The organism is Coprococcus aceti (assembly GCF_025567285.1).
Taxonomy (GTDB): domain Bacteria; phylum Bacillota; class Clostridia; order Lachnospirales; family Lachnospiraceae; genus Coprococcus; species Coprococcus aceti.
On record NZ_JAOQJT010000002.1, the window covers coordinates 397,961 to 422,252 of the forward strand.

General features: G+C 41.0%; 19 protein-coding genes and 1 pseudogene. 4 read left to right on the top strand and 16 right to left on the bottom strand.

Annotated elements, in window-relative coordinates; all coding sequences use genetic code 11:
- The first annotated feature begins 3 nt into the window (after window positions 1-3).
- A complete protein-coding gene (locus OCV54_RS04220; protein WP_055222746.1) occupies window positions 4-1,842 on the top strand; it encodes a BlaR1 family beta-lactam sensor/signal transducer in 1,839 nt (612 codons plus the stop codon).
- On the opposite strand, the gene OCV54_RS04225 is transcribed toward OCV54_RS04220, so the two are convergent.
- The 10 genes from OCV54_RS04225 to pflB all read right to left on the bottom strand — a co-directional run bounded on the left by OCV54_RS04225 (window position 1,830) and on the right by pflB (window position 14,848).
- The gene (locus OCV54_RS04225; protein ID WP_156327899.1) at window positions 1,830-4,019 is read right to left on the bottom strand and encodes a DUF6070 family protein; all 2,190 of its coding nucleotides are present in this window, start codon (window positions 4,017-4,019) and stop codon (window positions 1,830-1,832) included. The genes OCV54_RS04220 and OCV54_RS04225 overlap by 13 nt on opposite strands.
- A gap of 273 nt (window positions 4,020-4,292) precedes the next feature.
- Window positions 4,293-4,532 (bottom strand): GNAT family N-acetyltransferase, encoded by a 240-nt coding sequence (locus tag OCV54_RS04230; RefSeq protein WP_331490011.1) that lies wholly within the window; start codon window positions 4,530-4,532, stop codon window positions 4,293-4,295.
- Window positions 4,525-4,920, bottom strand: coding sequence for a C-GCAxxG-C-C family protein (locus OCV54_RS04235; RefSeq protein WP_004854122.1), 396 nt, complete (start codon window positions 4,918-4,920; stop codon window positions 4,525-4,527). Before OCV54_RS04235 ends, OCV54_RS04230 begins: the two co-directional genes overlap by 8 nt.
- A 260-nt stretch (window positions 4,921-5,180) precedes the next feature.
- Window positions 5,181-7,271 carry an ABC transporter permease gene (locus OCV54_RS04240; RefSeq protein ID WP_055222750.1) on the bottom strand — a complete coding sequence of 697 codons (2,091 nt, stop codon included), beginning with the start codon at window positions 7,269-7,271 and terminating at the stop codon, window positions 5,181-5,183.
- Entirely contained in the window at window positions 7,258-8,025 is a 768-nt protein-coding gene (locus OCV54_RS04245; RefSeq protein WP_055144940.1) for an ABC transporter ATP-binding protein, read from the bottom strand. The genes OCV54_RS04240 and OCV54_RS04245 overlap by 14 nt, the downstream gene beginning before the upstream one ends.
- Before the next feature lie 175 nt (window positions 8,026-8,200).
- Complete coding sequence (locus OCV54_RS04250; RefSeq protein ID WP_055222752.1) at window positions 8,201-9,217, bottom strand: sensor histidine kinase; 1,017 nt, start codon at window positions 9,215-9,217, stop codon at window positions 8,201-8,203.
- A 58-nt stretch (window positions 9,218-9,275) separates the two neighbouring features.
- Window positions 9,276-9,938, bottom strand: a complete 663-nt coding sequence (locus OCV54_RS04255; protein ID WP_044998415.1) for a response regulator transcription factor — start codon at window positions 9,936-9,938, stop codon at window positions 9,276-9,278.
- A 2-nt stretch (window positions 9,939-9,940) separates the two neighbouring features.
- Window positions 9,941-11,155, bottom strand: coding sequence for a 2-hydroxyacyl-CoA dehydratase (locus OCV54_RS04260; protein WP_055222755.1), 1,215 nt, complete (start codon window positions 11,153-11,155; stop codon window positions 9,941-9,943).
- Between the two features lie 363 nt (window positions 11,156-11,518).
- A complete protein-coding gene (locus tag OCV54_RS04265) occupies window positions 11,519-12,361 on the bottom strand; it encodes a radical SAM protein (RefSeq protein ID WP_015535046.1) in 843 nt (280 codons plus the stop codon).
- Between the two features lie 210 nt (window positions 12,362-12,571).
- Entirely contained in the window at window positions 12,572-14,848 is a 2,277-nt protein-coding gene (pflB, locus tag OCV54_RS04270; protein ID WP_022216338.1) for a formate C-acetyltransferase, read from the bottom strand.
- Window positions 14,849-15,250: 402 nt separating this feature from the next.
- Between pflB and OCV54_RS04275 the strand changes: the two genes are divergently transcribed.
- Window positions 15,251-15,946, top strand: a complete 696-nt coding sequence (locus OCV54_RS04275; protein ID WP_055222757.1) for a Crp/Fnr family transcriptional regulator — start codon at window positions 15,251-15,253, stop codon at window positions 15,944-15,946.
- 98 nt (window positions 15,947-16,044) lie between these two features.
- On the opposite strand, the gene ftsH is transcribed toward OCV54_RS04275, so the two are convergent.
- From ftsH to OCV54_RS04305, 6 genes are all read right to left on the bottom strand, one after another.
- The gene (gene ftsH / locus OCV54_RS04280) at window positions 16,045-17,865 is read right to left on the bottom strand and encodes an ATP-dependent zinc metalloprotease FtsH (protein WP_015535048.1); all 1,821 of its coding nucleotides are present in this window, start codon (window positions 17,863-17,865) and stop codon (window positions 16,045-16,047) included.
- 274 nt (window positions 17,866-18,139) lie between these two features.
- Complete coding sequence (locus OCV54_RS04285; RefSeq protein ID WP_055222759.1) at window positions 18,140-18,985, bottom strand: TIGR02452 family protein; 846 nt, start codon at window positions 18,983-18,985, stop codon at window positions 18,140-18,142.
- Between the two features lie 167 nt (window positions 18,986-19,152).
- Window positions 19,153-20,109: a hypothetical protein gene (locus OCV54_RS04290; RefSeq protein ID WP_055222761.1), complete on the bottom strand. Its 957-nt coding sequence runs from the start codon at window positions 20,107-20,109 to the stop codon at window positions 19,153-19,155.
- Between the two features lie 16 nt (window positions 20,110-20,125).
- Entirely contained in the window at window positions 20,126-20,347 is a 222-nt protein-coding gene (locus tag OCV54_RS04295; protein ID WP_055222763.1) for a helix-turn-helix domain-containing protein, read from the bottom strand.
- A gap of 21 nt (window positions 20,348-20,368) precedes the next feature.
- Window positions 20,369-21,223: a hypothetical protein gene (locus tag OCV54_RS04300; RefSeq protein ID WP_055222765.1), complete on the bottom strand. Its 855-nt coding sequence runs from the start codon at window positions 21,221-21,223 to the stop codon at window positions 20,369-20,371.
- 69 nt (window positions 21,224-21,292) lie between these two features.
- Complete coding sequence (locus tag OCV54_RS04305; RefSeq protein ID WP_055222767.1) at window positions 21,293-22,087, bottom strand: AraC family transcriptional regulator; 795 nt, start codon at window positions 22,085-22,087, stop codon at window positions 21,293-21,295.
- Window positions 22,088-22,255: 168 nt separating this feature from the next.
- On the opposite strand from OCV54_RS04305, the gene arfA reads away from it, so the two are divergent.
- The gene (arfA, locus tag OCV54_RS04310) at window positions 22,256-23,740 is read left to right on the top strand and encodes an arabinosylfuranosidase ArfA (protein ID WP_055222769.1); all 1,485 of its coding nucleotides are present in this window, start codon (window positions 22,256-22,258) and stop codon (window positions 23,738-23,740) included.
- Between the two features lie 90 nt (window positions 23,741-23,830).
- Window positions 23,831-24,187 (top strand): annotated as a pseudogene (locus OCV54_RS14885) (cellulase family glycosylhydrolase); the annotation flags it as partial.
- Window positions 24,188-24,292 lie beyond the last annotated feature (105 nt).

Here is a 24,292-nt window from a genome sequence, read left to right on the forward strand (position 1 = left end):
GGCTTGACTGAATTTTTCACACATTTTTTTATCAGCAATATATCCATAAGTTTCGCTCTGCTGCTACTGATATTTGTTCGATTTATGTTCAGAAAACAGCTAACATGTAACGGCAGATACAACACCATATATATTGTGCTGTTTCTTCTCGTAATTCCATTTATCCCTGTAAATAATTCATTTATATTCCAGGCCATAGGTTTCATACGATCATTATTTAACAGAAGTACTTCTGCCGCAAATACAGTTACTCCTGTGCCTATCAATACCAGCCCTTCATCAAATGGGAACTGGATGAACGACTTTGCTATATCTGTAAACAGTACATCTACAATATATCCAAAGCTCCTTTTTATTATCTGGCTTGCCGGAGTTTACATATTTTCCATCCGTTTAATAGTGTCAGGCATATCACTATACAAGCTGAAAAAATCTGCTGTTCCAGTAACCGACGATACTGTCATATTGAATATATATTCGGAATGCCTTGAGCTCTGCAATGTGCGCAGATACAAACCGAAATTATATTCCTCCTCTGCTTTATCTGGAGCGGTCATTGTAGGTGTATTCCGCCCTGTTATATATATTCCACGGCAAATCAACGACTGCATATCCGATTACACAATAACCGACCTGAGACATATTTTGTTACATGAACTACAACATTTTAAACGCAGAGACAATGCCGTGAATATGTTTATCTGTATATTCTGCATACTGTATTGGTTCAATCCTGTTGTTATATACACATTACATACAGCAAGACATGACAGAGAAAAAGCATGTGACAATGATGTATTGCAGAGCCTCGGTCAAAACTATGCCGCGAAGTATGGGCAGACCATCCTCCGTGCGGCTGCAAGCAGATTCAGTAGTTCATCATCGCTATCATTCAAGAGCAAAAGCAGGAAAAAATTTCTTAAAACAAGACTTCAGCTTATTGTTGATTTCAAACCTGTCACCAAGAGAGAAAAACGAAAATGTATATATGCATTTTTCATTATCATATTGCTGATGACTGTATGTGCGCCATTATCTGTATATGCTCTGGATGATACACAATACAAGGATTTTGCCCCGGTGAATCTGGAATCCTTGGATCTATCCAGCTACTATTCTGACTACAACGGCTGTTTTGCTCTGTACGACAAGGGAAATGATAAATGGTATATCTATAACCAGGACAAAGCCCTATGCCGCACTTCACCGGATTCTACATATAAAATATATGACGCAGTGATGGCTCTTGAACATGGCATCATAACTTCCGACAACTCATTTATGCGCTGGGATGGGAGCTCTTACCCTTTTAATGCCTGGAACACAGACCAGACACTTCGATCTGCCATGACCGGATCTGTAAACTGGTATTTTGACAATCTGGATGCAGCTATGGACCACACAGATGCGAAAAATTTTCTCGGTCTTATTGAATATGGAAATCAGAATATCAATTCAGCTCAGAACTGTTACTGGCTGGAATCCTCTCTGACTATATCCCCAGTAGAGCAGGTAGAACTGCTATGTCACCTGAAAAATAATGATTGGAAGCTGTCTAAGACAAATGTGGATACAGTCATAGAGTCCATGTTTATTGCAAACTCAGATGGAAAAAGTCTGTATGGCAAGACAGGTACCGGCAGAGTTGATGATATAAATATAAACGGCTGGTTCGTCGGATTCATTACATCTAATGATAATGATTACTTTTTCGCCACGAATATATCCCTTTCTGAAAATGACAATCAGTTTTCATCAGCGGACGGACTTTCCGCATCGAAGATCTCTCTGTCAATACTGCGTGATCTTGGAATATATGCCTATGGATATCAGTCAGAATAAACTGGTATGTCACATTCCATCTTCTCTATATGATTTGACATATATTTGAAAGTACCATCATCTTCCGGTTTTACTGTAAGTGTATTTCTAAATGCAATGTCCGATCCCTTGTCAGCCCACACCGCATCAACAATAAGCGAAACAGTTCCATCATCGTTGTAGGTATAGTCCACAACCTCTCCGAATGGTGGATACTGTTTTCCAAGGATGACATGGTATCTGTACGAATCTTTTTCTGGATTGTAATCACATTTATCCCTCAGCTCCGTCACAGTGACAGGGAACATTGACAACATAACAGACTCATATTTGTCTGCATCTATCCATCCACCATCAGGTTTCAGATTTTCACCAGTGTACAGTCTGTATATATCATCAAACATACACGGCACAAGTATATCTGATGCATTTGACTCATCCCAATCGATAACAAGCATATTGTAATTCACATAACTAAGCCCATACACATATTTTCTTGTCAATTTCCTGCATTCATCCGTCAACGGACTGACTCTGAAATACTCCTTCAGCCCACCATGGGCTATTATATTTGAGTATGTATATATAAAGTAGCCTTTTTCTGTGAGTTTCATATCTTTTAAATCCCGTATGCCAGTCGCTATAAACTTCCAGTCATGATTCTCGAATTTTGCTGTGTTGAAAATCATCTGTATCCGGCTGTCATCATACACAAATGTCATCTCCGTCACGCTTGCATCCCTGTTTACCCTATATACGCAAATGTAATCTCGCTCTCCACCATCTGTATAATTTCTATAAAAAGACTGAAATAGCTGATAATTATACATATTGGTATCATCAGCAAAACATATCAGTCCACTGCTTCCTAAGATATCTACTACATCATATATTAAATCACTATTATTCGAAATATCTTCATCCTCATACAACTTTCTTATGGCATCTGACTGCAATATTCCTATTATATTTACTTTAACATTCTCCATTTCGTCATCGGATAACAGACTATCATCAATAACATTTCCATTCTGATTTATTGTGATGGTCTTATCTCCGTAGTGCTCCTGCCACTCTTTATCAGAAAGCCTGTCTCTGTACCAATATATCCCCTCTTTGCCCATCGTCAGAACATCATTTGACACATACTCAAATCCATCATTTTCTTTCTCCTTTATTGTAACTTTATGTGTAAATAATCTTCCACTCTCATCCTTCTCCGAAACAGCATTTACTATGAGGGTTATTGTTCCGTCAGCATTATACTCAGCATCCACTACCTCTGGAAATGGAACCAATGGTGTTACACTGTGATCAAACATCCCCCTCGTTCTGTACTGATACATTTGTCTGGACACATCATATACATTGACATGCTGAAGTACATCTGTAGACACAGGCAAATACTCCTGAAACACCTTCTCGTATAACTTCCCTTCTATCATATATGTAACCCCCTCGTCCGAATAGGGACTAGACATACCATATTTCATTTTGTAAAGTGCTTCATAGATATCGTAATAATTTATTTTGTTCATATCTGATTCATCCCAATTTGTGGTAAATAAATTATTCGAATCATATCCAATCGTCTTGATATACTTTCTGTTAAGTACCCTTAACTTCTCATCCAGAGGCTCAACTCGTAATGCCGTATACGCAGAATCTCCGTCATATCCTCCCATTCTGTACCTCTCAAAAAATAGATATCCGTCTGTGTATTTCCATGTATAGGCCTTATAGTTTTCTTCATTTTTCTCAACAAAACAGTTATTCTCCCACACATAGAATCGCCTGGTTATCATAACATTGTTACCGCCTGATTTAAAATCAAACCTTACAAAGGACTTATCATACATGACCTGCAGTATTGTACATCCCGCATCTCTGTTTTCAGCCACCTCTGATAAAAACATCTCCGCATTCTCTGCATTTGCCATATTGATCTGATTCTCCACATCCACAGCTATGTACCCCTTACTTCCCATCGATTCTATTACGATCCTAGTCTGATTCAGTTTTTCTTCCTCGGTCTTGCATTTCTTATCCTGACAGGATGAATATATATCGTCCAAATCTGCAATAAACTGATTTTCATCAGATATACTAAAATCAATAACTGTCCGCTCTGCGTCTGTCACTGCATTTTTATTGGAACAACTGCATAACAATATGGCTATGCCAACCAAAAGTAGCATACAATATAACTTCTTGTATATATTACACACGTAGTATTTCAAGATAAAAAAATATAAGTTCATCATATCAAAACTCCTTTATAATAAATATTACATTTGTAGTATTTATTATAAAGGAGTTTATTGCTGTGTCAATACTAATTACTTATAACTTCGCCCTAAAATAAGTAACTCTCGGCAGCACTGAAACATTCGTTCCGATCCAGACGTTATCTCCCACTGTGATAGGCAGGGCAATCTCTAAATGTAACTTTTGCTCCATCATCATATATACTACAGCTTATACTGCATGAAATTACCATTATGAACAAATCCGAAATCCGTATACAATTTAACACCCATGTCAGATGCCGTGATCTGTATCGTTCCACATCCATAATCCCTTGCATCATTTACAACACGGGATAACAGTTCCTTTGCAATGCCCTTTCTTCCATTACTTGCATCCTCCATTCCAGAATTCCTTTTTCCTCCAGGATAGTTAAACACGTTGTTCTTGTTATATTTATTCACTCTTCACCAGTTCATCTATCAGCTCTATAGCCTCCCTGATCATGCCGTCACAGTGCACTTTCTTGATTCCACCCTTTTGGGCATTTGCCTTTAACAGATCAGCACAATCGGTCATGCCATTGTGGTTATCTGCTATCCTGCGCCTGAACTGATTTATCACGTATGGATTCTCAACGCCCAGAGCGCCAAGTACCATAAGTCCTCCTGTGATCGCACCGCAGGTTGAACCACACTTCATGCCACCACCGAAATTAGCACTGAGCTTTGCCGCCATATCTCCTGTTATTCCGAGCTCGTCCGCGTAAGCCCGCAGAATGGTCTGCGCACAGTTATTGACCATCGGTGTCTCGTTTCTTATCTCCATAGCTTTTTCTACATGTTTGTTCATTATGACTTCCTCCAATCCATATACAAATAATCATTTGTTAACCATCAAAATTCCTTTTTATGTATCCCTTTGAGGAATTTCCCCATTACAACTCTATATAAAAAATGGCGGGGAGTCTCCCCGCCTAATTAGGTTGGACCTGGGTCTTACGACCAGCCCAGACAATGTGACATGTCACATTTATATCGTATGTTGATGATAACATAATTATGTTATTCATTCAATAAAAAGTGCAATTATTTTCAATAATAGTTATATCCTCACTCACTGATAATCTTCCTGCTGCACAGATACGTTATAAGGAAATATCCGCCATATATGATTACCACAATGGCAGCCGTGATTCCGATAGCACCTGCTATATCATACGCTCCCATAGTGTCAAGAATCTTCGTGCTGACCATCATTCCAAATACCGAATGGACTATGGCAAGAGCAAGTGGGAATATGAAGAATAGTCCCATCTGCGAGAAAAGAGCCTTGTTGATCATGTGCTGATCCACCCCAAGCTTCCTGAGCATCTTGTATCTCTCTATGTTATCTGTGCTCTCTGAGAGCTCTTTGAGTGCAAGGATGGCTGCTCCAGATATAAGGAATATGAGTCCGATATACATACCTATAAATGATGCGATGGCTCCGACTCCCACGCTGGCTGCTTTCACGTTGTCCTTGGTATTTACTGTGATAAGTCCGCCAAGTTCATCCTTCTTTGATACATTCCTTATGATCGTATCACTATCTTGTATGGCATCTCTGTCCTGATCGGCATACTTTCCGATGAAATACTCTTTCGCGAACTGTGCACCTTCAATGGCTGAATCCGGCACGATAAACACACCTGTGTTGAGCGGCTGTGTCGCAAGCTCTATATCACCATCTATACAATATGTGATAACCGGCTTAAGCGTCTGGCCATATACCTCTATCTCTTTTCCCTCCTGAAGTCTCTCATCACGGATCTTAACGAATATTCTATAATTTGCAAGGATGGCATACTCGTCATCGGCAAGCTGGAGCTCAGCATTGTCATAAATCTTTGCAACCTTGTTATAGTCGGACTGTGATATGATCTCCTCCGTTCCCTCATAACTAGACAAAGCGTTTACATCTATTCCAAGAGAATCAATCAGAGCCTCATCTCCCAGATAGTTTCTGATTGTAAGTGCAGGACATGTATATGTGTGTACGTCAACGTAATCTGAGAAGTAGGATCCAAGATCCACATTATTTTCACTATATACATCTTCTATGCTCTTTCCATCAGTCACCTCAAGTTTCTTCAAAAGATCATTTGTCTCGCTGTCATTACCCATCTCGTCTTCGTCATAATAGATTGAATCACTGCTCTGGGTTTTCGATATACTCACATCCGCTCTTGCGTACTTTGCAATGCCCTCATTTAAGGAATTCTTCACTTCAAGCGCTGATGAAAGCACACATATTGTCACAAAAAGCATCAGACAGATGACTGATATTGAAAGTACATTTGTGTTGACACGGCTGCTCATCTGTCTGACGACAAATGAATTGAGTCCCTTATAGTACACATTCTTCATAGACGACACGATTCTGAAGAGCATTCCGGACACTGACCAGAAGAAAAGCACCGTTGCAACGCATCCGACCACGATCCACTTGTAGAGATCATTCATGTACATGTCATTTATATCGGTAATTACCGCATGATAAGCATATCCAAGTGATACAGCTGATATCAGGAACACGATAACTGATACCCATGGATTCTTGATCTTGACGTTCTCAGACTTTCTTCCATTCTGGAAAAGGTCGATGAGCTTACATTTGCTGATGATAAATGTGTTGAAGATTATAACCACCACATATATGATTGCAAAATACAAACAGGTCTTGACAAATGCGCTGCCCGAGAACACAAAGCTGTATGATGACATATCTGCATCGAACATGTTTGCAACGAGTACACTTGTTATCTGTGAGATTCCTATTCCAGCAAGAAGTCCTACCACAAGTGATACAAGTCCGATGATAAGTGTCTCGATGAAAAGCATTGTGGACACCTTGCGTTTTCCCATTCCAAGGATGAGGTACAGACCAAATTCTTTGTTACGCCTCTTCATCAGAAAACGGCTTGCATATATGATGAGAAATCCGAGCACAAATGCGATGAACACACTGACACCCGCAATCATCTTGCTCATGAGCTGCACGACCTGTCTTGTGTCAGCCGATATCCGGAGCATTGCGGTCTGCGTCTCTATGGCATTGAACACATAGAAAATTGCAACACCGAGTACCAGAGTGAAGAAATATATGGCATAGTCCTTTATACTCTTCTTCATATTTGATACGGAAAGCTTAAAGAGCGTCATTCAGATCACCTCCAAGCAGTGTCACGACATCTATGATCTTATTGAAAAATTCTTTTCTTGTATCTCCTCCTCTTCTGAGCTCGTGGAACACCTTGCCATCCTTGATGAAAAGTATCCTGCCTGCATAGCTGGCTGTAAATGAATCGTGTGTTACCATGAGTATCGTTGTCATGAGATCCTCATTTAGGTGCTTAAGTCTCTCCAGAAGCAGCTTTGCCGACTTGGAATCGAGTGCTCCCGTAGGCTCATCTGCAAGCACAAGCTTTGGATCAGTGATGATTGCTCTCGCAGATGCTACTCTCTGTTTCTGACCGCCCGACATCTGGTACGGATACTTCTTCAGAACACTCTCGATCTCAAGCTCCTTTGCAACAGCCCTGACCTTCGCATCTATCTGTTTTGCAGGCACATTCTGTATTGAAAGTGCCAACGCAACATTCTCATACGCCGTGAGTGTGTCAAGAAGGTTGAAATCCTGAAATATAAATCCCAGCTCCTCTCTCCTGAACTCGTTGAGCTTATTGCCCTTGAGTGTTGTGATATCCTTGCCGCCCACATAGATGTGGCCGCTGCTAACCTTATCTATAGTTGAAACGCAGTTAAGCAGTGTCGTCTTACCGCTTCCCGATGCACCCATGATAGCAACGAACTCCCCTGCCTCCACATCGAATGATATTCCATCTATGGCCTTTGTCATATTGGATTTGTTTCCATAATACTTCTCAATGTTGTCAATCTTTAATATTGTTTCCATTGAAATGCCTCCTCAAATGTTTGTTTAATACTGCTCTCACCATTGAACATATTTGCAGTTTACACATTTTGAAAGCAATTGTCCTTTTTCCATTATTACCTAACATTACAATTCTGTAACCTTGGGGACGCTCACCAGATCTTGTATCCCACTATCGCAAAACTCAATTTTTATATCATCCAATCTTGTATATATCATTATGTCCAAATACTATACTCACATCTGTGTATTCGTCCACCTTTGACGCTATATCCAGCTTATGTCCCAGCTGCCTGCACAGATTGTCTATTATATAAAGTCCCATACCTGTTGATTTCGCATGTTTCCGACCATTTTCCCCGGTAAATGATTTCTTGCACACAAGTGGAATATCAGACTGCGGTATACCTATTCCATTGTCCTTTATGTGCAGAGCCATCCCGTCACCCAACGGTTCAGTCCAGATCTCTATAGTCTTTTCCTGTCCTCGGTCTATATACTTGATACTGTTGCTCACGATCTGATTTACCATAAACTCAAGCCATTTTGAATCCGTCACAACACATTCATCCACATCATGAACATTCAGCGATATGTCACCATCAAGCAGCATATCCTTGTTCTTCACAGCCACCCTTCCGATGACACTCTTAAGATTTGTCTCGGCAAATCTGTAATCTGCCGATGCATGCTCTGCCCTCACATAGTAGAGAACCTGATCTGCATATGCGTCAAGCCTTGCGACCTGATCCGTATATTTTCTCGGGATCACATCCCTGTTGTTGTGGCACATGAGCACCAGACTGGCTATCGGAAGCTTTATCTCGTGAACCCAGATCTCTATAAAATCCTTGAAATCCTCCACGCTGTCCCTGTACTTTCTCACATTCTCAGTCATGGACTTGTTGATGTCGTACATAGCTGAATACACCAGCTTGCCCTCGTAGAAGTCAGGCTCGTCCAAAGTGTCAAGTATGAGATACTTCTGATCCAGTTCATCCAGATGTCCGACCAGACTGTTGTAGAACTTATATTTTCTCAGATAATCGAAAGCGATAACCGAGACGACAAATATCACAGCCACGATCACGAACATAATTCTCATCTGTAACTGTGAGTGAAATGCCATCATGAGCAGATATGTGAATATCACAAATCCCGCATATCCCGCAATTATTCCAAGTTTATCCTTTATATACAAGCCAAATTTCATTTTGCCAAATTACTCCAATCTTTTGTCGCTGTAAATGATATATAATCCCACTTACCTGTCATACAAGTCGGTATCCCTGCTTCTTCCTGGTCTCTATGGCATCATCATATCCAAGATCCGCCAGTTTCCCCCTGAGCCTGCTTATATTTACTGTGAGCGCATTGTCATTTACAAACTCGTCATTGTCCCACAGGTCTGTCATGATCTCATCCCTCGACACTATCTTTTCCCTGTTGGCAAGCAGCAGCTGGAATATGATCATCTCATTCTTGGTGAGAACCATCTCCTGATCACCTTTGCTGATTGTCCCCTTGCTGAAGTTGACCTCCGCATCTCTGTATGATGCTGTATTCTGGCTGCCCTCCATGCGCTTGAGCACCGCCGCTATCCTAAGCAGAAGTATCGTCGGATTGTACGGCTTTGTTATATAATCATCCGCGCCATAACTCATGGACAGCACCTCATCCATCTCGGAAGTCCTGCTTGTAACCATGATGATAGGCACATCAGATTCCTTTCGTATCTCCTTCACTAGGTTTCTGCCGTTTATCCCCGGAATATTGATATCCATGAGCACCAGATTCGGTGCCGCTTTCAATATATCGTCCTTTGTATTGTCAAAGCTCTCAAGACTCTCAGCCTCATAGCCCTCATTCTCAAGTATCTGCACTAGCTCCTCACAGATGCTCTCGTCATCTTCCACCACAAATATCTTTTTCACGTTTATTCCTCCTTCAGTGGCATGTCCACAAGCATCCTCACCCTGTTGTAGACATTCAGCTTTGAACCACTGGAATCCACATCACAGCTCACTATCATGCCCTGCGGCAGCTTCTTCTGAAGCGAAGGGTACAAACCTCTTCCGCAGGTGTGATTAGGCATACAGCCAAATGGCTGAACCGCCAAAACCTTTGGACACTCATGGAGTATGTGTCCCGTTATCTCCGCGCCGATGAGCCAGCCATCTCCTGTTTTATATCCCCAGCTCACATACCCATCAGCCTCACGCTTCATCGTGAAGAAATCCTCCATGGTATAGAACCCATATTTTCTAAGCGCCTCTATCATTGCTCTCTGCAGGCTGCCGAAGAACTTCAGCCCCGCCTTGTAAAGCAGAGATTCAAATGTCATATTGTCTGTGAGATGTGAATCCATATAGTACATGGCATACCAAGAAAGCCCATTTGTATGGCTCTCACATCCATTTGACTCAAGGAACTTTATCATATCCCAGTTGCCCAAGTGACAATATTTTATGTACAGTTCACCAACTATCCCAACACGCTGTTTCCTCTTATCATGCAGCTTTATCCGCGAAAAATCCCTGGCAATCCTGACAAAGTTTCGTTTCATCCTGCCTAGTGTCAGATTCTTTCCCTCTTTCAGATCTCTGGACAGGATATCTATCCACTTCTGCCACATCCTTTGTGACTGTCCCTTTTTCACCTCATTTGGCCTTGTCTGATTGATGAGCAGCATGAGTATATCTCCGTAGAATAGTCCGAACAGTGCTCTCCAAACCATGAATGGCTGCACACGCATCTGGCAATTTTTCTCCAGCCCCTTAACATTCAGAGACAATATCTTTACCCTGTCAAATCCTGCCTTTCTCACCGACTCCTTTAACACATGTAGGTAATTAGCTCCCCTGCATGCATCCCCCGCCGTCGGCATGAGAAGTCTTGTCCGGTTGATGTCGTACTTTCCTGACTGCAGTGCATCTATCATCTGCCCGGCATTTAACACAATCGGATAACACATATCATTGTTCACATACTTAAGTCCCACATCCGTGATATGATCCTCATTTGACAGTATGACCGGATGATAATCCTTTGAATAAAAGGCGTATTTTATCAGAGGAAAATGCGCATCCAGCATGGCTGGGATCAGCAGTATATATTTTTCATTCCATGTATCTTCGTCTATCTTGTACATTCTCTACTCCCTATACTTTGCAGTTATATAACGTATTTGCAGCACTTCAATCAAATATGACATTTTTTGAAAATGGACAACCCCTGGTCCATTTTCAAAAAAGCTTAAATATCTAATCTAATTTCAATTAACTTACATTATAACTTCTTTTGCATGCATCTAGCCACTGTTTACTAATTAATTATGTTAAACTTATTTGTTGATATAACAAAGACACAGGTACTATATAAAATGTCACACCCGTTACAACGGTTTTAACATCTTATATAGCACCTGTGTCTCAATACAGATATTTTTATACACTGCTACAGCATCGACTAGGAATTGAACTATCGATGATTTTCCCGGTTCTTGTTCTTAAATTTATTCCAGAATACTCTTTGCAAGCTTCTGCTCCTCATCAGTAGGCGGGTCGATTCCCTCAAGCTTATATGGTATTCCAAGTCTCTCCCACTCAGTGATTCCGAGCTTGTGATATGGAAGTACCTCAACTTTATCGACAGTCTTGAGAGTATCTATGAACTCCTTTGTCTTCTTCAGATCATCCTCATCAGTTGTGATGGTTGGTACCAGTACGTGTCTGATCCACATATGCTTACCCTGATCTGACAGATACTGTGCAAGATCAAGTATATTGCTGTTGGAGAATCCTGTGAGATCTCTATGCTTGTCATCATTGATCTGCTTGATATCGAGCAGGAACAGATCTGTGAGGTTCATCAGCTCATTGAACTTGGAGAAGAATGGCTCCTCCCTTGTAAATGGATTGCCGGCTGTATCTATTGTTGTATGAATACCCTCAGCCTTTGCAAGCTTGAAAAACTCGATGAGGAAATCCATCTGAAGCAGCGCCTCACCACCGCTCACTGTTATACCACCGCCGTTTTTCCAATATGGCTTATAGCGGAGCGCCTGCTTTAACAGATCCTCAGGGGTCCTCGCCTCGATCTTGACGCCCTTATCCTTCAGCAGCTTTGTATTCTCTTCTATCTTCTTCTCAAGTTCTTCTCTCTCAGCATCGCTTGTTTCATCTGAGTAAAGCTTACTATAGTCTGTCACAAGATTCCATGTCTCTGGGTTGTGACAATATTTACATCTCATCTTGCAGCCCTGTAAAAAAACTACAAATCTTATGCCTGGACCATCTACTGCTCCAAAGCTCTCTGTCGAATGGACATATCCTAAAACCTGTTTCTTTTCAGACATATTTCACCTCTAAGTTCTTCCTATTCAAATACAACTCTCAATTAATGAAAGTAATTACAAACAAAACTACATGTCTATTATCTCTTATAAAAATGATATAAATACATATTCTTAAAAAAAGTCCCGGAGAGGTTATCCCCGGGACCATGGTTCTTGTTATATCTGACAAAGCATCTATAACTTCACTGAAAATCCAGCGTCAGCTAAGAATTAAAGTGAGTCATGGAATGTTCTGTTGATAACATCGAGCTGCTGCTCACGTGTAAGTGATATGAACTTAACAGCATATCCTGATACACGGATTGTGAAGTTAGCGTACTCTGGCTTATCTGGATTCTCCATAGCATCAAGGAGCTTATCCTTACCAAATACGTTTACGTTCAGATGATGAGCGCCCTGATCGAAGTATCCATCCATTGCGCTTACAAGCTTTGTAGCTCTCTCTTCCTCATCATGTCCAAGTGCTGATGGGTTCATTGTCTGTGTATTTGAGATACCATCCAGTGACCACTCATAAGGAATCTTTGCAACAGAGTTAAGTGATGCAAGAAGTCCTGATGTCTCAGCGCCGTAGCTTGGGTTAGCACCTGGTGCAAATGGTGTCCAAGCACGTCTTCCATCTGGAAGGTTACCTGTGTACTTACCATAAACTACGTTAGATGTGATTGTAAGGATAGATGTTGTAGGCTCTGAATTACGATATGTGTGTCTCTTCTTGATGTCTGTAAGGAACTCATGAAGAAGCCATACACCGATGTTATCAGCTCTGTCGTCATCGTTACCATACTTAGGGAACTCGCCTTCGATCTCGAAGTCCTCTGCAAGTCCTGTCTCTGCGTTACGGATAACCTTAACCTTAGCGTACTTGATTGCTGACAGTGAGTCGATTACGTGTGAGAATCCAGCGATACCTGTTGCAAATGTACGACGTACATCTGTATCGATAAGTGCCATCTCAGCTGACTCATAGTAGTACTTGTCATGCATGTACTGGATGAGGTTAAGAATATTTACATAAAGTCCTGCTAACCAGTCAAGCATCTTCTTGTACTTAGCAAGTACTTCATCATAGTCAAGGTACTCTGATGTGATAGGTGAGTACTCTGGACCTACCTGCATTGGCTTACCAGTCTTCTTGTCAAGGAACTTCTCATCCTTACCACCATTGATAGCGTAAAGAAGACACTTAGCAAGGTTTGCACGAGCTCCGAAGAACTGCATCTCCTTACCAGTCTGTGTAGCTGATACACAGCAGCAGATTGAGTAATCATCGCCCCAGATTGGCTTCATTACATCATCGTTCTCATACTGGATTGAGCTTGTTCTTACAGAAATCTTAGCAGCATACTTCTTGAATGTATCCTGAAGAGCTGATGAGTAAAGAACTGTAAGGTTTGGCTCTGGAGCTGGTCCCATGTTCTCAAGTGTATGAAGGAATCTGTAATCGTTCTTTGTAACCATTGAACGTCCGTCAACACCGATACCACCAACCTCAAGAGTAGCCCATACAGGATCTCCTGAGAACAGCTCGTTGTATGACTTAATTCTTGCGAACTTAACCATACGAAGCTTCATTGTGAAATGATCGATAAGCTCCTGAGCCTCAGCCTCTGTAAGCTTACCAGCCTTAATATCTCTCTCAATGTAGATATCAAGGAATGTAGATACACGTCCAACTGACATAGCTGCACCGTTCTGAGTCTTGATAGCTGCAAGGTATCCGAAGTATAACCACTGAACAGCCTCTTTAGCGTTTGAAGCTGGCTTTGAAATGTCATATCCGTATGACTGAGCCATAACCTTCATCTCTTTGAGACGCTTAATCTGCTCTGAAAGCTCTTCTCTCTGACGGATGACATCATCAAACATGTTGCCATCGCCACAGTTAGCCTTATCCTCTTCCTTCCAAGCGATAAGCTGATCAATACCGTAAAGAGCAACTCTTCTGTAGTCACCTACGATACGTCCACGACCATATGTGTCAGGAAGTCCTGTTACGATATGTGTATGACGAGCTGCCAGCATCTCTGGTGTGTAAGCATCAAATACTGCCTGGTTGTGTGTCTTGTGATACTCAGTGAAGATCTTGTGGAAGTTCTCGTTTGGAGTATATCCATACATCTGAAGAGCCTCCTCAGCCATCTTGATACCACCATAAGGCATAAATGCTCTCTTAAGTGGCTCATCTGTCTGAAGACCTACAATCTGCTCAAGATCCTTTGTCTCTGGATCAATGTAGCCTGGGCCATAAGATGTGATGCTTGATACAACATCAGCATCCTCCTTTAAAACTCCACCGTTATCTCTCTCAGCCTTCTGAAGTGCCTGAAGCTTATCCCAAAGCTTGTTAGTAGCATCTGTTGGGGCTGCAAGGAAACTCTCGTCTCCATCGTACTGTGTGTAGTTGTTCTGGATGAAGTCTCTTACATTACACTCTTCCTTCCAGAGTCTACCTGTGAATGATTCCCATTCCTGGTTCTGTAACATGATAAAATTTCTCCTTTCAGTGTTTTAATATGTGAAAATGTGACACACTATTTACTTATTATACAGAATAATCTTCTATAATTCAATAATGCTTATCACATTCCTTGCTTTTCATTTGTAAGTATATTATACTTTACTCATAAATTCGGTTGTTATAACCACGTAATAAAGATTTAAACAACTTTTTTTGAAAAAATTTGAGAAAATATATGAATAATATATATTGTGTATGGACAAGGGATAATTTATTACACATATACAATATACTGTGTTTTGAAAAAATATACATTCTATAGCTGAAAGCCTTATCGCACCCCCGCATCATGACACCTTGTCACTATAATATACTACGCTGCAGACTGCTGCTCTGCATAGAAATAAATAATAAGATGGAGGTTATGTATGAAACTTAAAATTCCTCAATATCAATTGTCTGAAGTACTCAACATGATGGCATTTAAAGGAATCTCGGAAGCCGATATCAAAACCATGATGGATCTCGGGATCCTGCGCGAACACTATTACAGATACAACTCCACTATATTCAAAGCCGGCGAAATAACCGAGGAGCTTGGAATAGTCATCAAAGGCCGGGTGATTGTTGAGAATGTTGACTACTGGGGCTCCAAAAGTATCCTGAGTTCAGCACTTCCTGGAAAGGTGTTCGGTGAAACATACGCCCTGTCCGGACACAAACTCATGATCGACGCAAGAGCAACAGAGCCTACTATCGTATTCCTGCTCAACGCACAGGATATCATGTCCGGCAAATACAACAGTTATCCGTGGCATCTGCAAATGCTGAAGAATCTTCTTCTCCTATCATCGAGAAGAAGTCTCACACTCTCTCTTCATATCTTCTATATAAAGCCAAAGAAGATACGTGAGCGTGTCAGCTATTATCTCTCAGGACTTGCCAGCTCTCTTGGAACAACTGAGTTCGATATCCCATTTAACAGGGAACAGTTTGCCGACTACCTGAATGTCGACAGAACCGCACTGTCAAAGGAGCTGTCCAACATGCAGAGTGAAGGACTTATAGAGTTCAAAAAGAATCATTTCAAACTGTTGGAGCTTGACCACGAGGAATTGACGTAATACTACTATTCTGAATCCAGTACAAGTCTATCTTATGGTTACCGGGTGCGGAATTGTAAAATGCCAGCACCCGGTAACTGAAATTATATCTAAGAGAATCATGAATTCAATATCTTCATAAACTCCTCGCCTGTGATCGTCTCCTTCTGATACAGATAATTGGAAAGCTCATCAAGCTTCGCTCTGTTCTCGAGGATAATGGTTGCCGCCTTCTCATGCTGCTTTCTTATAAGCTCCACAACCTTCTTGTCTATGAGTGTCTGCGTCTCTGCCGAGCACGAAAGTGATGAATCACCGCCAAGGTATTTGTTAGTTTCTACCTCCATGGCTACCATATCAAAATCTTTGCTCATTCCGTATTTGGTGATCATAGCTCTTGCAAGCTTTGTTGCCTGTTCTATATCGTTGGAGGCTCCCGTTGTAATAGATCCAAATACTATCTCCTCTGCAGCTCTTCCGCCTGTGAGTGTCGCTATCTTATTCTCAATCTCTTCCTTGGTCATAAGGTAATGATTGCCCTCATCGACCTGCATGGTGTAACCAAGGGCTCCTGAAGTTCTAGGAACTATGGTTATCTTCTGGACTGGCGCCGAATCAGTCTGCTTGGCAGCTACAAGCGCATGTCCGATCTCATGGTATGACACGACAAGCTTCTCCTTGTCTGTAAGTATCGCATTCTTTCTCTGGTAACCTGCAATTACGACCTCTATGCTCTCTTCCATATCGGCCTGTGTCACGAAGCCTCTGCCCGCTCTGACAGCCCTGAGTGCCGCTTCATTTACAATATTTGCAAGCTCGGCGCCAGATGCTCCTGATGCCATTCTGGCTATCTTATTGAAGTCTACATTGTCTCCTATCTTGACCTTCTTGGCGTGAACCTTAAGTATATCCTCACGTCCCTTGAGATCCGGAAGTTCCACAGGTACTCGTCTGTCAAATCTTCCCGGTCTGAGCAGTGCAGGATCAAGTGAATCCGGTCTGTTGGTTGCTGCAAGGATGATGACACCATTGTTGCCCTCGAATCCATCCATCTCGGTGAGAAGCTGGTTAAGTGTCTGCTCTCGCTCATCATTGCCGCCTATCTGTCCATCTCTCTTCTTACCTATGGCATCTATCTCATCGATGAACACTATACATGGAGCCTTTTCCTTTGCCTGCTGGAACAAATCCCTTACCTTTGAAGCACCCATACCTACGAACATCTCAACGAACTCTGAACCGGACATTGAGAAGAAAGGTACATTCGCCTCTCCGGCTACAGCCTTGGCAAGCATGGTCTTACCTGTTCCCGGAGGACCCACAAGAAGAATACCCTTTGGCATGGAAGCGCCGATCTCCTTGTACTTTCCAGGATTGTGAAGATACTCAACTATCTCAGTCAAATTCTCCTTCGCCTCATCCTCTCCGGCGACATCTGTAAACTTTATTCCCTCTGTGGAATTAACATATATCTTCGCATTACTCTTGCCCATTCCAAACATCATGGAATTCTTGCCGCCTCCGGCGTGCTTCATCATCTGATTGGCAAGCATTCTTCCAAGTAATGTGAATATAAGTATAGGCACGATCCAACTGAGTATAAAACTGAGTATCGGTGATGTCTGCTTGATCTCCTGACCTGAGAACTTGGCTCCCGACTTGTAAAGTCGCTCGGTTAAGTTCTCATCACTCACCATAGCAGTCTTATACACCTTCTTGTCATCTTTGCCTGTAAAATAGATGACATTTGACTGTGCCTCAATGTCTACCTCATCGATCTTCTTGTCATCTGTCATGGATATGAACGTACCATAGTCCACCTCCTCTATACTTCTCTCAGCAAACCATGGGACAAATATGAAATTGAGAACCATTATTATGATAAGCACTATCAGATAATAAAATATCAGCGGCTTCTTTGGCTGTTTTACTTCTTTCATATAAAAATCCTCCTTGTGATATTTTTTAGGATATATATGTCTGACACAATACAGAAACGCCATTATCATATATATTATTCTAACCTTATATCACAAGGAGGATTTATTCAATTAATTATTTCTAAAATTTGTATAATTCTTTTAATAATCTTTCACTATTTTCTCATTGACACTAATCCTGTAATCAAGACTCTTGTCATTTCCTGCTCATCTTCTTATATCTACATCGCCGCCCTCATAGCATGATGGTATGCACCATAGGCACAAATTTCATTTACAATGAACTTAATACGCTGTTAAACACCCTGTAATTGAAATCATCATTTGGTCTGCAGTATACAGCAAACTCGATATTCTCAAATGCGTATATATAATCACTTAGAACATTTGCAGCAGCTGATGCCACCGCATGAGGATCGTTGCGGAATGCACCACAGCCAAATGCACCGAGTATCACTGTGTCCGCATGGTTCATAACTGCGCTGTCAAGTATCCTTCTGAGTCTTTTCTCATGAATAATCTGAAGGTCATAATTGCTTACTCCCGCTGCGCTTGCACCATTCTCACAGTTATAAATATTTCCTGGAATTTCCCGTAGATTCGGCGCAGCACATGTGATCACATCCGCTTTATACCAGTCCTTTTGCTCCATGAGTTCCGGCAGATCTGTATCCGTCTTAAACACCACTATACCAGGTGTGTATATAATATCATCATTGTGTATAGGATCTTTTGCCGCTCTGTGAGGAGTATAGAACATTCCCCACATATCAGGAGTGTTCAAACAGAAATACAGATTAGAACATCTGCAGAGACATTCCTCCTGTGCACTCGCTCCATATACAACTCCGCCACCCGGATTTACCGCCGATGCAAAGTTATGCACAGCAACATGCTGTCCCTTATAATATGCCGCTGCCTCATATGTTCTCTTTCTGGATACCACAATCCTGGTCTGTTTCTTATAAATATTTAGATTAAGTCCCGGAATCTTCTCACTTTCTGCAATAAATCGCTGCCCTGACACTGATTTCTTTGTAGCATCTGACAATGCAGCATCCGTCTTGCACATATACTCTGTATTCTGAAATATAATTTTGTTCATCTCTTTGCGATCCATCTGTAATCCTCCTTAATTCTCACTGTCATACATGAAATTATGATAATATGCCCACGCTAAATGTTCTCGTTTTTCAATTTCATTCATTTTCTCTAGTCATAATTTTAAACCACAGGGAACCAATTTACCATATCCCTGTGGTTTAATCTTAAATTAATATTCACCTGTTATTCTATCTCAACTACGCCTGTATCCAGGAAGAATTTGCCAGTGCTCACACTATATTCATACACTGAATCTTCTTTATCCACGAATGAACTATGCATCTTACCAGTCACATCCGCATAGGACACGATCACATACTGCCAGTCACAGTCAAACTTTATTGTATCTGGTATATCCCCAACATCATAGGTTTTGGCGTCCAGCTCTTTGTTATCCTCAGACATAGCTGTAAATGTATACTTTTCTCCTGCTCGTTCAAACTTCCATTCCACATGTATGACCATTTCGTTTTCATCACTTGACGAACTTTCACTACCCGATAACGAAGTCGTCTTATACGACTCTTTTACATCCATTGCACCTGAGCCGTTCTCTGCAGTCTGATCCGTGGCCGCACACCCCATTGAGCTGCCACTCGTTATATAATATGTTCCATCTGTTTTCTCATATACCTTATTGAGGATTATTCCCACATCACCATCTGAGTCTGCATAGCTATCCTTATTGTCCAGATCATAGTACACACATCCGTTCACTGTCCGGCTTCTGGTGACACTTCCATCTGCATTCTCATTATACCCAACATTGTTTGTTCCAACACTTATACCATCAGATACCAGAGTCTCGTACATATCTTCCCCCTCGCCTGATCTGGCATAGATCATATAACATCCGTCAACATCAATGTCTTCATCTGTTATCTTAAGTGTACCTGCATCAATATCGATTTCGCACGGAACATCGGTAACTGTCCCAAGCCTTTCTGTTGTTACAAACACTCCAACCAGTAAATCTCTCTCATCAGTTTCAGTCATTTCCTTATCCGCAAGCGAGCAGCCTGAGAGCATACATATTCCAAGCATTCCAATAATACCCACAGCAACCAGATTACTCTTTCGTATCACTCTATGTGTCTCACCTGATTTCCTGTCTGTTTTCTTACCCCTGATAACTTTCATCACAGCTCCCGCCTCCTTAGTCTTCTTCTATAAGTTCACCATCAAATGTCAATATGTCTCCAACATCGCAGTGCAGGTAATAGCATATCTTGTTGATCGTGGTAAACCGCACACCCTTTGCTTTCCCGCTTCTGAGAACCGACAGATTTGCCTCTGTTATCCCCACTAGTTTGCAAAGTTCCTTCGATGTCATATTATTCTCTTTTAAAACCCTGTCCAGAGTTACTTTGATTGCCATCCCTACACGTCACCTCAAATTCTATATATATGAATCATTTTCTTCTTTTATCGCTTTTGTCTTAGCAAGGTTTCTGACACCCATATACGCAACGACGAGTATTATCAGCTCATATAATGGAAGTGATATCTTGAAATCTGCATTTGAAAGAGTCGTCATGATAAAAAGCTGAAGCACATTCTTCGAGAGTTCAAGAATCACCATGACTGATATTGCACTCTTGCTCGTCTTTGAAAGTCTCTCTGCCATATGGATTGTCTCATCCGAATACTCATTTTCTATTATGCTGTTGCAAAGCCTGTATCCCCTGATCAGAACCCATATGACAAGAGCAGCATTTACAAGCTGGAAAATAAACAGGATCACTGCCCATCCGGCATCACCAGGCATAGCACCGGCATTTGTCCGATTTGTTCTGACAAGCTCCGGCAGTGACACATAGCCAATCACAAAAGCTGTGAATACCACTATCACACATATTATCTTCTTGATGATTTCTACTATCTGAGTGCTATCCGCCTTGTCTATACTCTCCACGATCCTGAGCACAGCATAACATGCCAGCACCGACCATATCACTGAGCTTATTGCAAGATTCAGCATATCTGAAGTTACCAGAGCATTTCCATCTATGACATACCCTGGATTTATCATCATATATATTCCTATGAAAAGAGCCGCCGAAAGGCCCAGCAACAGGTAGTCAGCATCAATTTTTCTATTTCTTATACAGAGCACGATGAATCCGGCAAGCGGCATACATCCTATCAGGCAGAACATAAATATTGCAAATGCGTTCTGGCCTCCTCCTGCAAGTGACATATTCCTTAGCCACACCGCAATATACGCAAATATATTTAAAATACCATTAACCATAGCAGCCTCCAATCCAATGTAAAAATTATTGTTTCACGATAATTATCTTACTTGTATAGTACCATAGAATTATCGTTTGTCAATAATTATTATTGTTTTGCGATATTCAGATGGTGTCATTCCTGCTTCTTTTTTAAACTGACGCATAAAATGAGAAGAGCTGTTATATCCGCACATCTGCGATATATGTTCAATTGAAATATCTGTCGTTGATAGAAGATACTTTGCGTGTTCAATGCGGCTCTGTATCACATCATTCATAACCCCTGTTCCAAATATTTTCTTATACAAATGCTGAAAGTATGATTCGCTCATTGTAAGCTGATGTGACATTCCCTGTATTGTCCAGTTATCATACGGCTTATTATAAATATTTGTTCTGATTATAGACATTTTTTCATAATAGGAACCATGTGTATCTTTACTCACTGACGACATCTTTTCAGCAAGCTTTAAAAAAAATAATTTCATATATAATCTAACAGAATCATCCTTATATTTATTTGAAGAATAACGTTCATAACACATATTTTTTATGATAAGTGACAGATCATTGATATCCCCCAATATTTTCACCTCATCAAACGGGATACTCAGGGATTCGATAAATTTCAGGTCGTCATCTGACATTTCGAAATGAAACCAGTCGTTAGAAAAGCTGGAACCATATGCACGGTAAAACTGGGGAGTACCCTTTCTGTATAATATAAATGAGTTACTTTCTGTAATTGTATCCTCACCGTTCAAAGTAAAAACTGCAGGGGACTTTAAAAGTACGAGCAGGTAATCTCCCGATCCAGAAGGACGTTTAATTATAAAATCTGCATCATGAATGTGATTATGTCCAATATTATTTATCTGCATTTATGATCTCTCCTTTAAATAAAACATTTCTCAATAATACCAACATACATCTAAAGTTAAAAAAGCAGAATACATCAGTATTGTTACATGATATGTCATTGAAATTTTATCCCAAATAAACCATACTATCAATAACAATTAACGAAAAAACATAAGGAGGAACAAACATTGAAAGCAACTATCACGATTTCCGCAAATAACAGTATAGGTAAGATTGATAAGAGAATTTTTGGTTCATTTATCGAGCATCTTGGACGTGCAGTTTATGGAGGGATATATGAACCGGATCACGCCACATCGGATGACATGGGATTCCGGCAGGATGTCATGGGCATGATCAAAGAATTAAATGTACCTGTGATCCGCTATCCTGGCGGAAATTTTGTATCGGGCTATAACTGGGAGGACGGAACTGGAGATAAGGCAAAGCGTCCAAGAAAGATGGAACTTGCCTGGCAGTCAATAGAGACAAACGAAGTCGGCATTGACGAATTTCAGGAATGGGCCAAACGTGCAGGAAGTGAAGTCATGATGGCCGTCAACCTCGGTACACGGGGTGCCAATGATGCCCGCAACCTCGTTGAATACTGCAACAGTGACACAGACACCTACTATGCACAGATGAGAAAGGCCAATGGATTTGATAAACCATTTGGAATCAAACTGTGGTGTCTCGGAAATGAGATGGACGGTCCATGGCAGATATGCAGCAAAACTCCATACGAATACGGCCGCATTGCATGCGAAACAGCAAAGCTTATGAAATGGACAGATCCTTCTATTGAGCTGGTGGCATGCGGCAGTGCACACATAAACATGCCAACATTTATGGAATGGGAACGCACAGTCCTGCGTGAATGCTATGAACATATAGATTATATATCTCTCCATAACTATTATGGAAATCCTGCCAATGATACAGCTGCCTATCTTGCATCATCCGTGGAAATGGACAAATTTATAAAGCAGGTTGCTGCAATCTGCGATGAGGTAAAGTTTGAAAAGGAATCTGACAAAACCGTAAATCTGTCATTTGATGAGTGGAACATATGGTTCCACAGCAGTGAACAGGACAAAGAAATACCAAAGTGGCAGGTCGCTCCCCCACTTCTTGAGGACATATACAATCTTGAAGATGCGGTAGTTGTTGGAAGCTTACTCATAACTCTACTTAACAATTGCGACAGAGTCAAGATTGCATGCCTCGCACAGCTTGTAAATGTAATCGCACCAATTATGACTGAGAACAACGGAAGATGCTGGGCACAAACCATATTCTATCCTTTCATGTATACTTCTCAGCATGGCAGGGGTACAACAATAAGATCTTTCTGCAGTTGCGACAGTTACGATACAGAAAAGATCAAAAATGTTCCTTACGTTGACTCGGCAGCAGTAATTTCAGATGATGGAAACGAAATAACTATATTTGCAGTAAACCGTTCACTTAACGAAGCATGCGACCTGAACATAGCCACACTTGGATATGATGACTACAGTCTCACTCAGCACATTGCCATGGAAGGTGATGACCTTAAAGCAGTAAATACCGCTGACTCACCTGATAATGTCATTCCAGTAGAAAAAGCAATTTCAGAGAACATATCGCTGTCTCCACATTCATGGAACATGCTTATATTTAAGAAAAATTAGGAGGATTGTCATATGAAAACTTTTACAGGATATATGCACGGAATCAACCTTGGCGGCTGACTCTCCCAGTGCTCAGAATACTCAGAACAGCATTACAATACATTCATCAGTGAAAACGACATCAAAACCATATCAAAATGGGGCCTTGACCATGTGCGTCTTCCTATCGACTACAATGTTTTAGAAGATGAAGACGGCAACATAATAGAAAACGGATACGCTCATATAAATGATTGTATCACATGGTGCAGAAAATATGGTCTAAGTCTCATATTGGATCTCCATAAAACAAAAGGGGGTTCTTTTGACAACAATCCTGAGGACAATATAATGTTCGAAAACCATGAACTTTGGAGCAGATTTATCTCTCTCTGGAAACAGCTTGATTTTGGACTTTCAGATGAACACTATGCGTCTTGTATTGATAAAATAATCCAATACCTTTGATTTTCATATTTTAAAGAGAAAATCGGTTAGTACATACTGATATGATACCTCTAAAGTGACATATTATTTATCTGACTACTTTAAAGGTATCATATCTTTTTATTT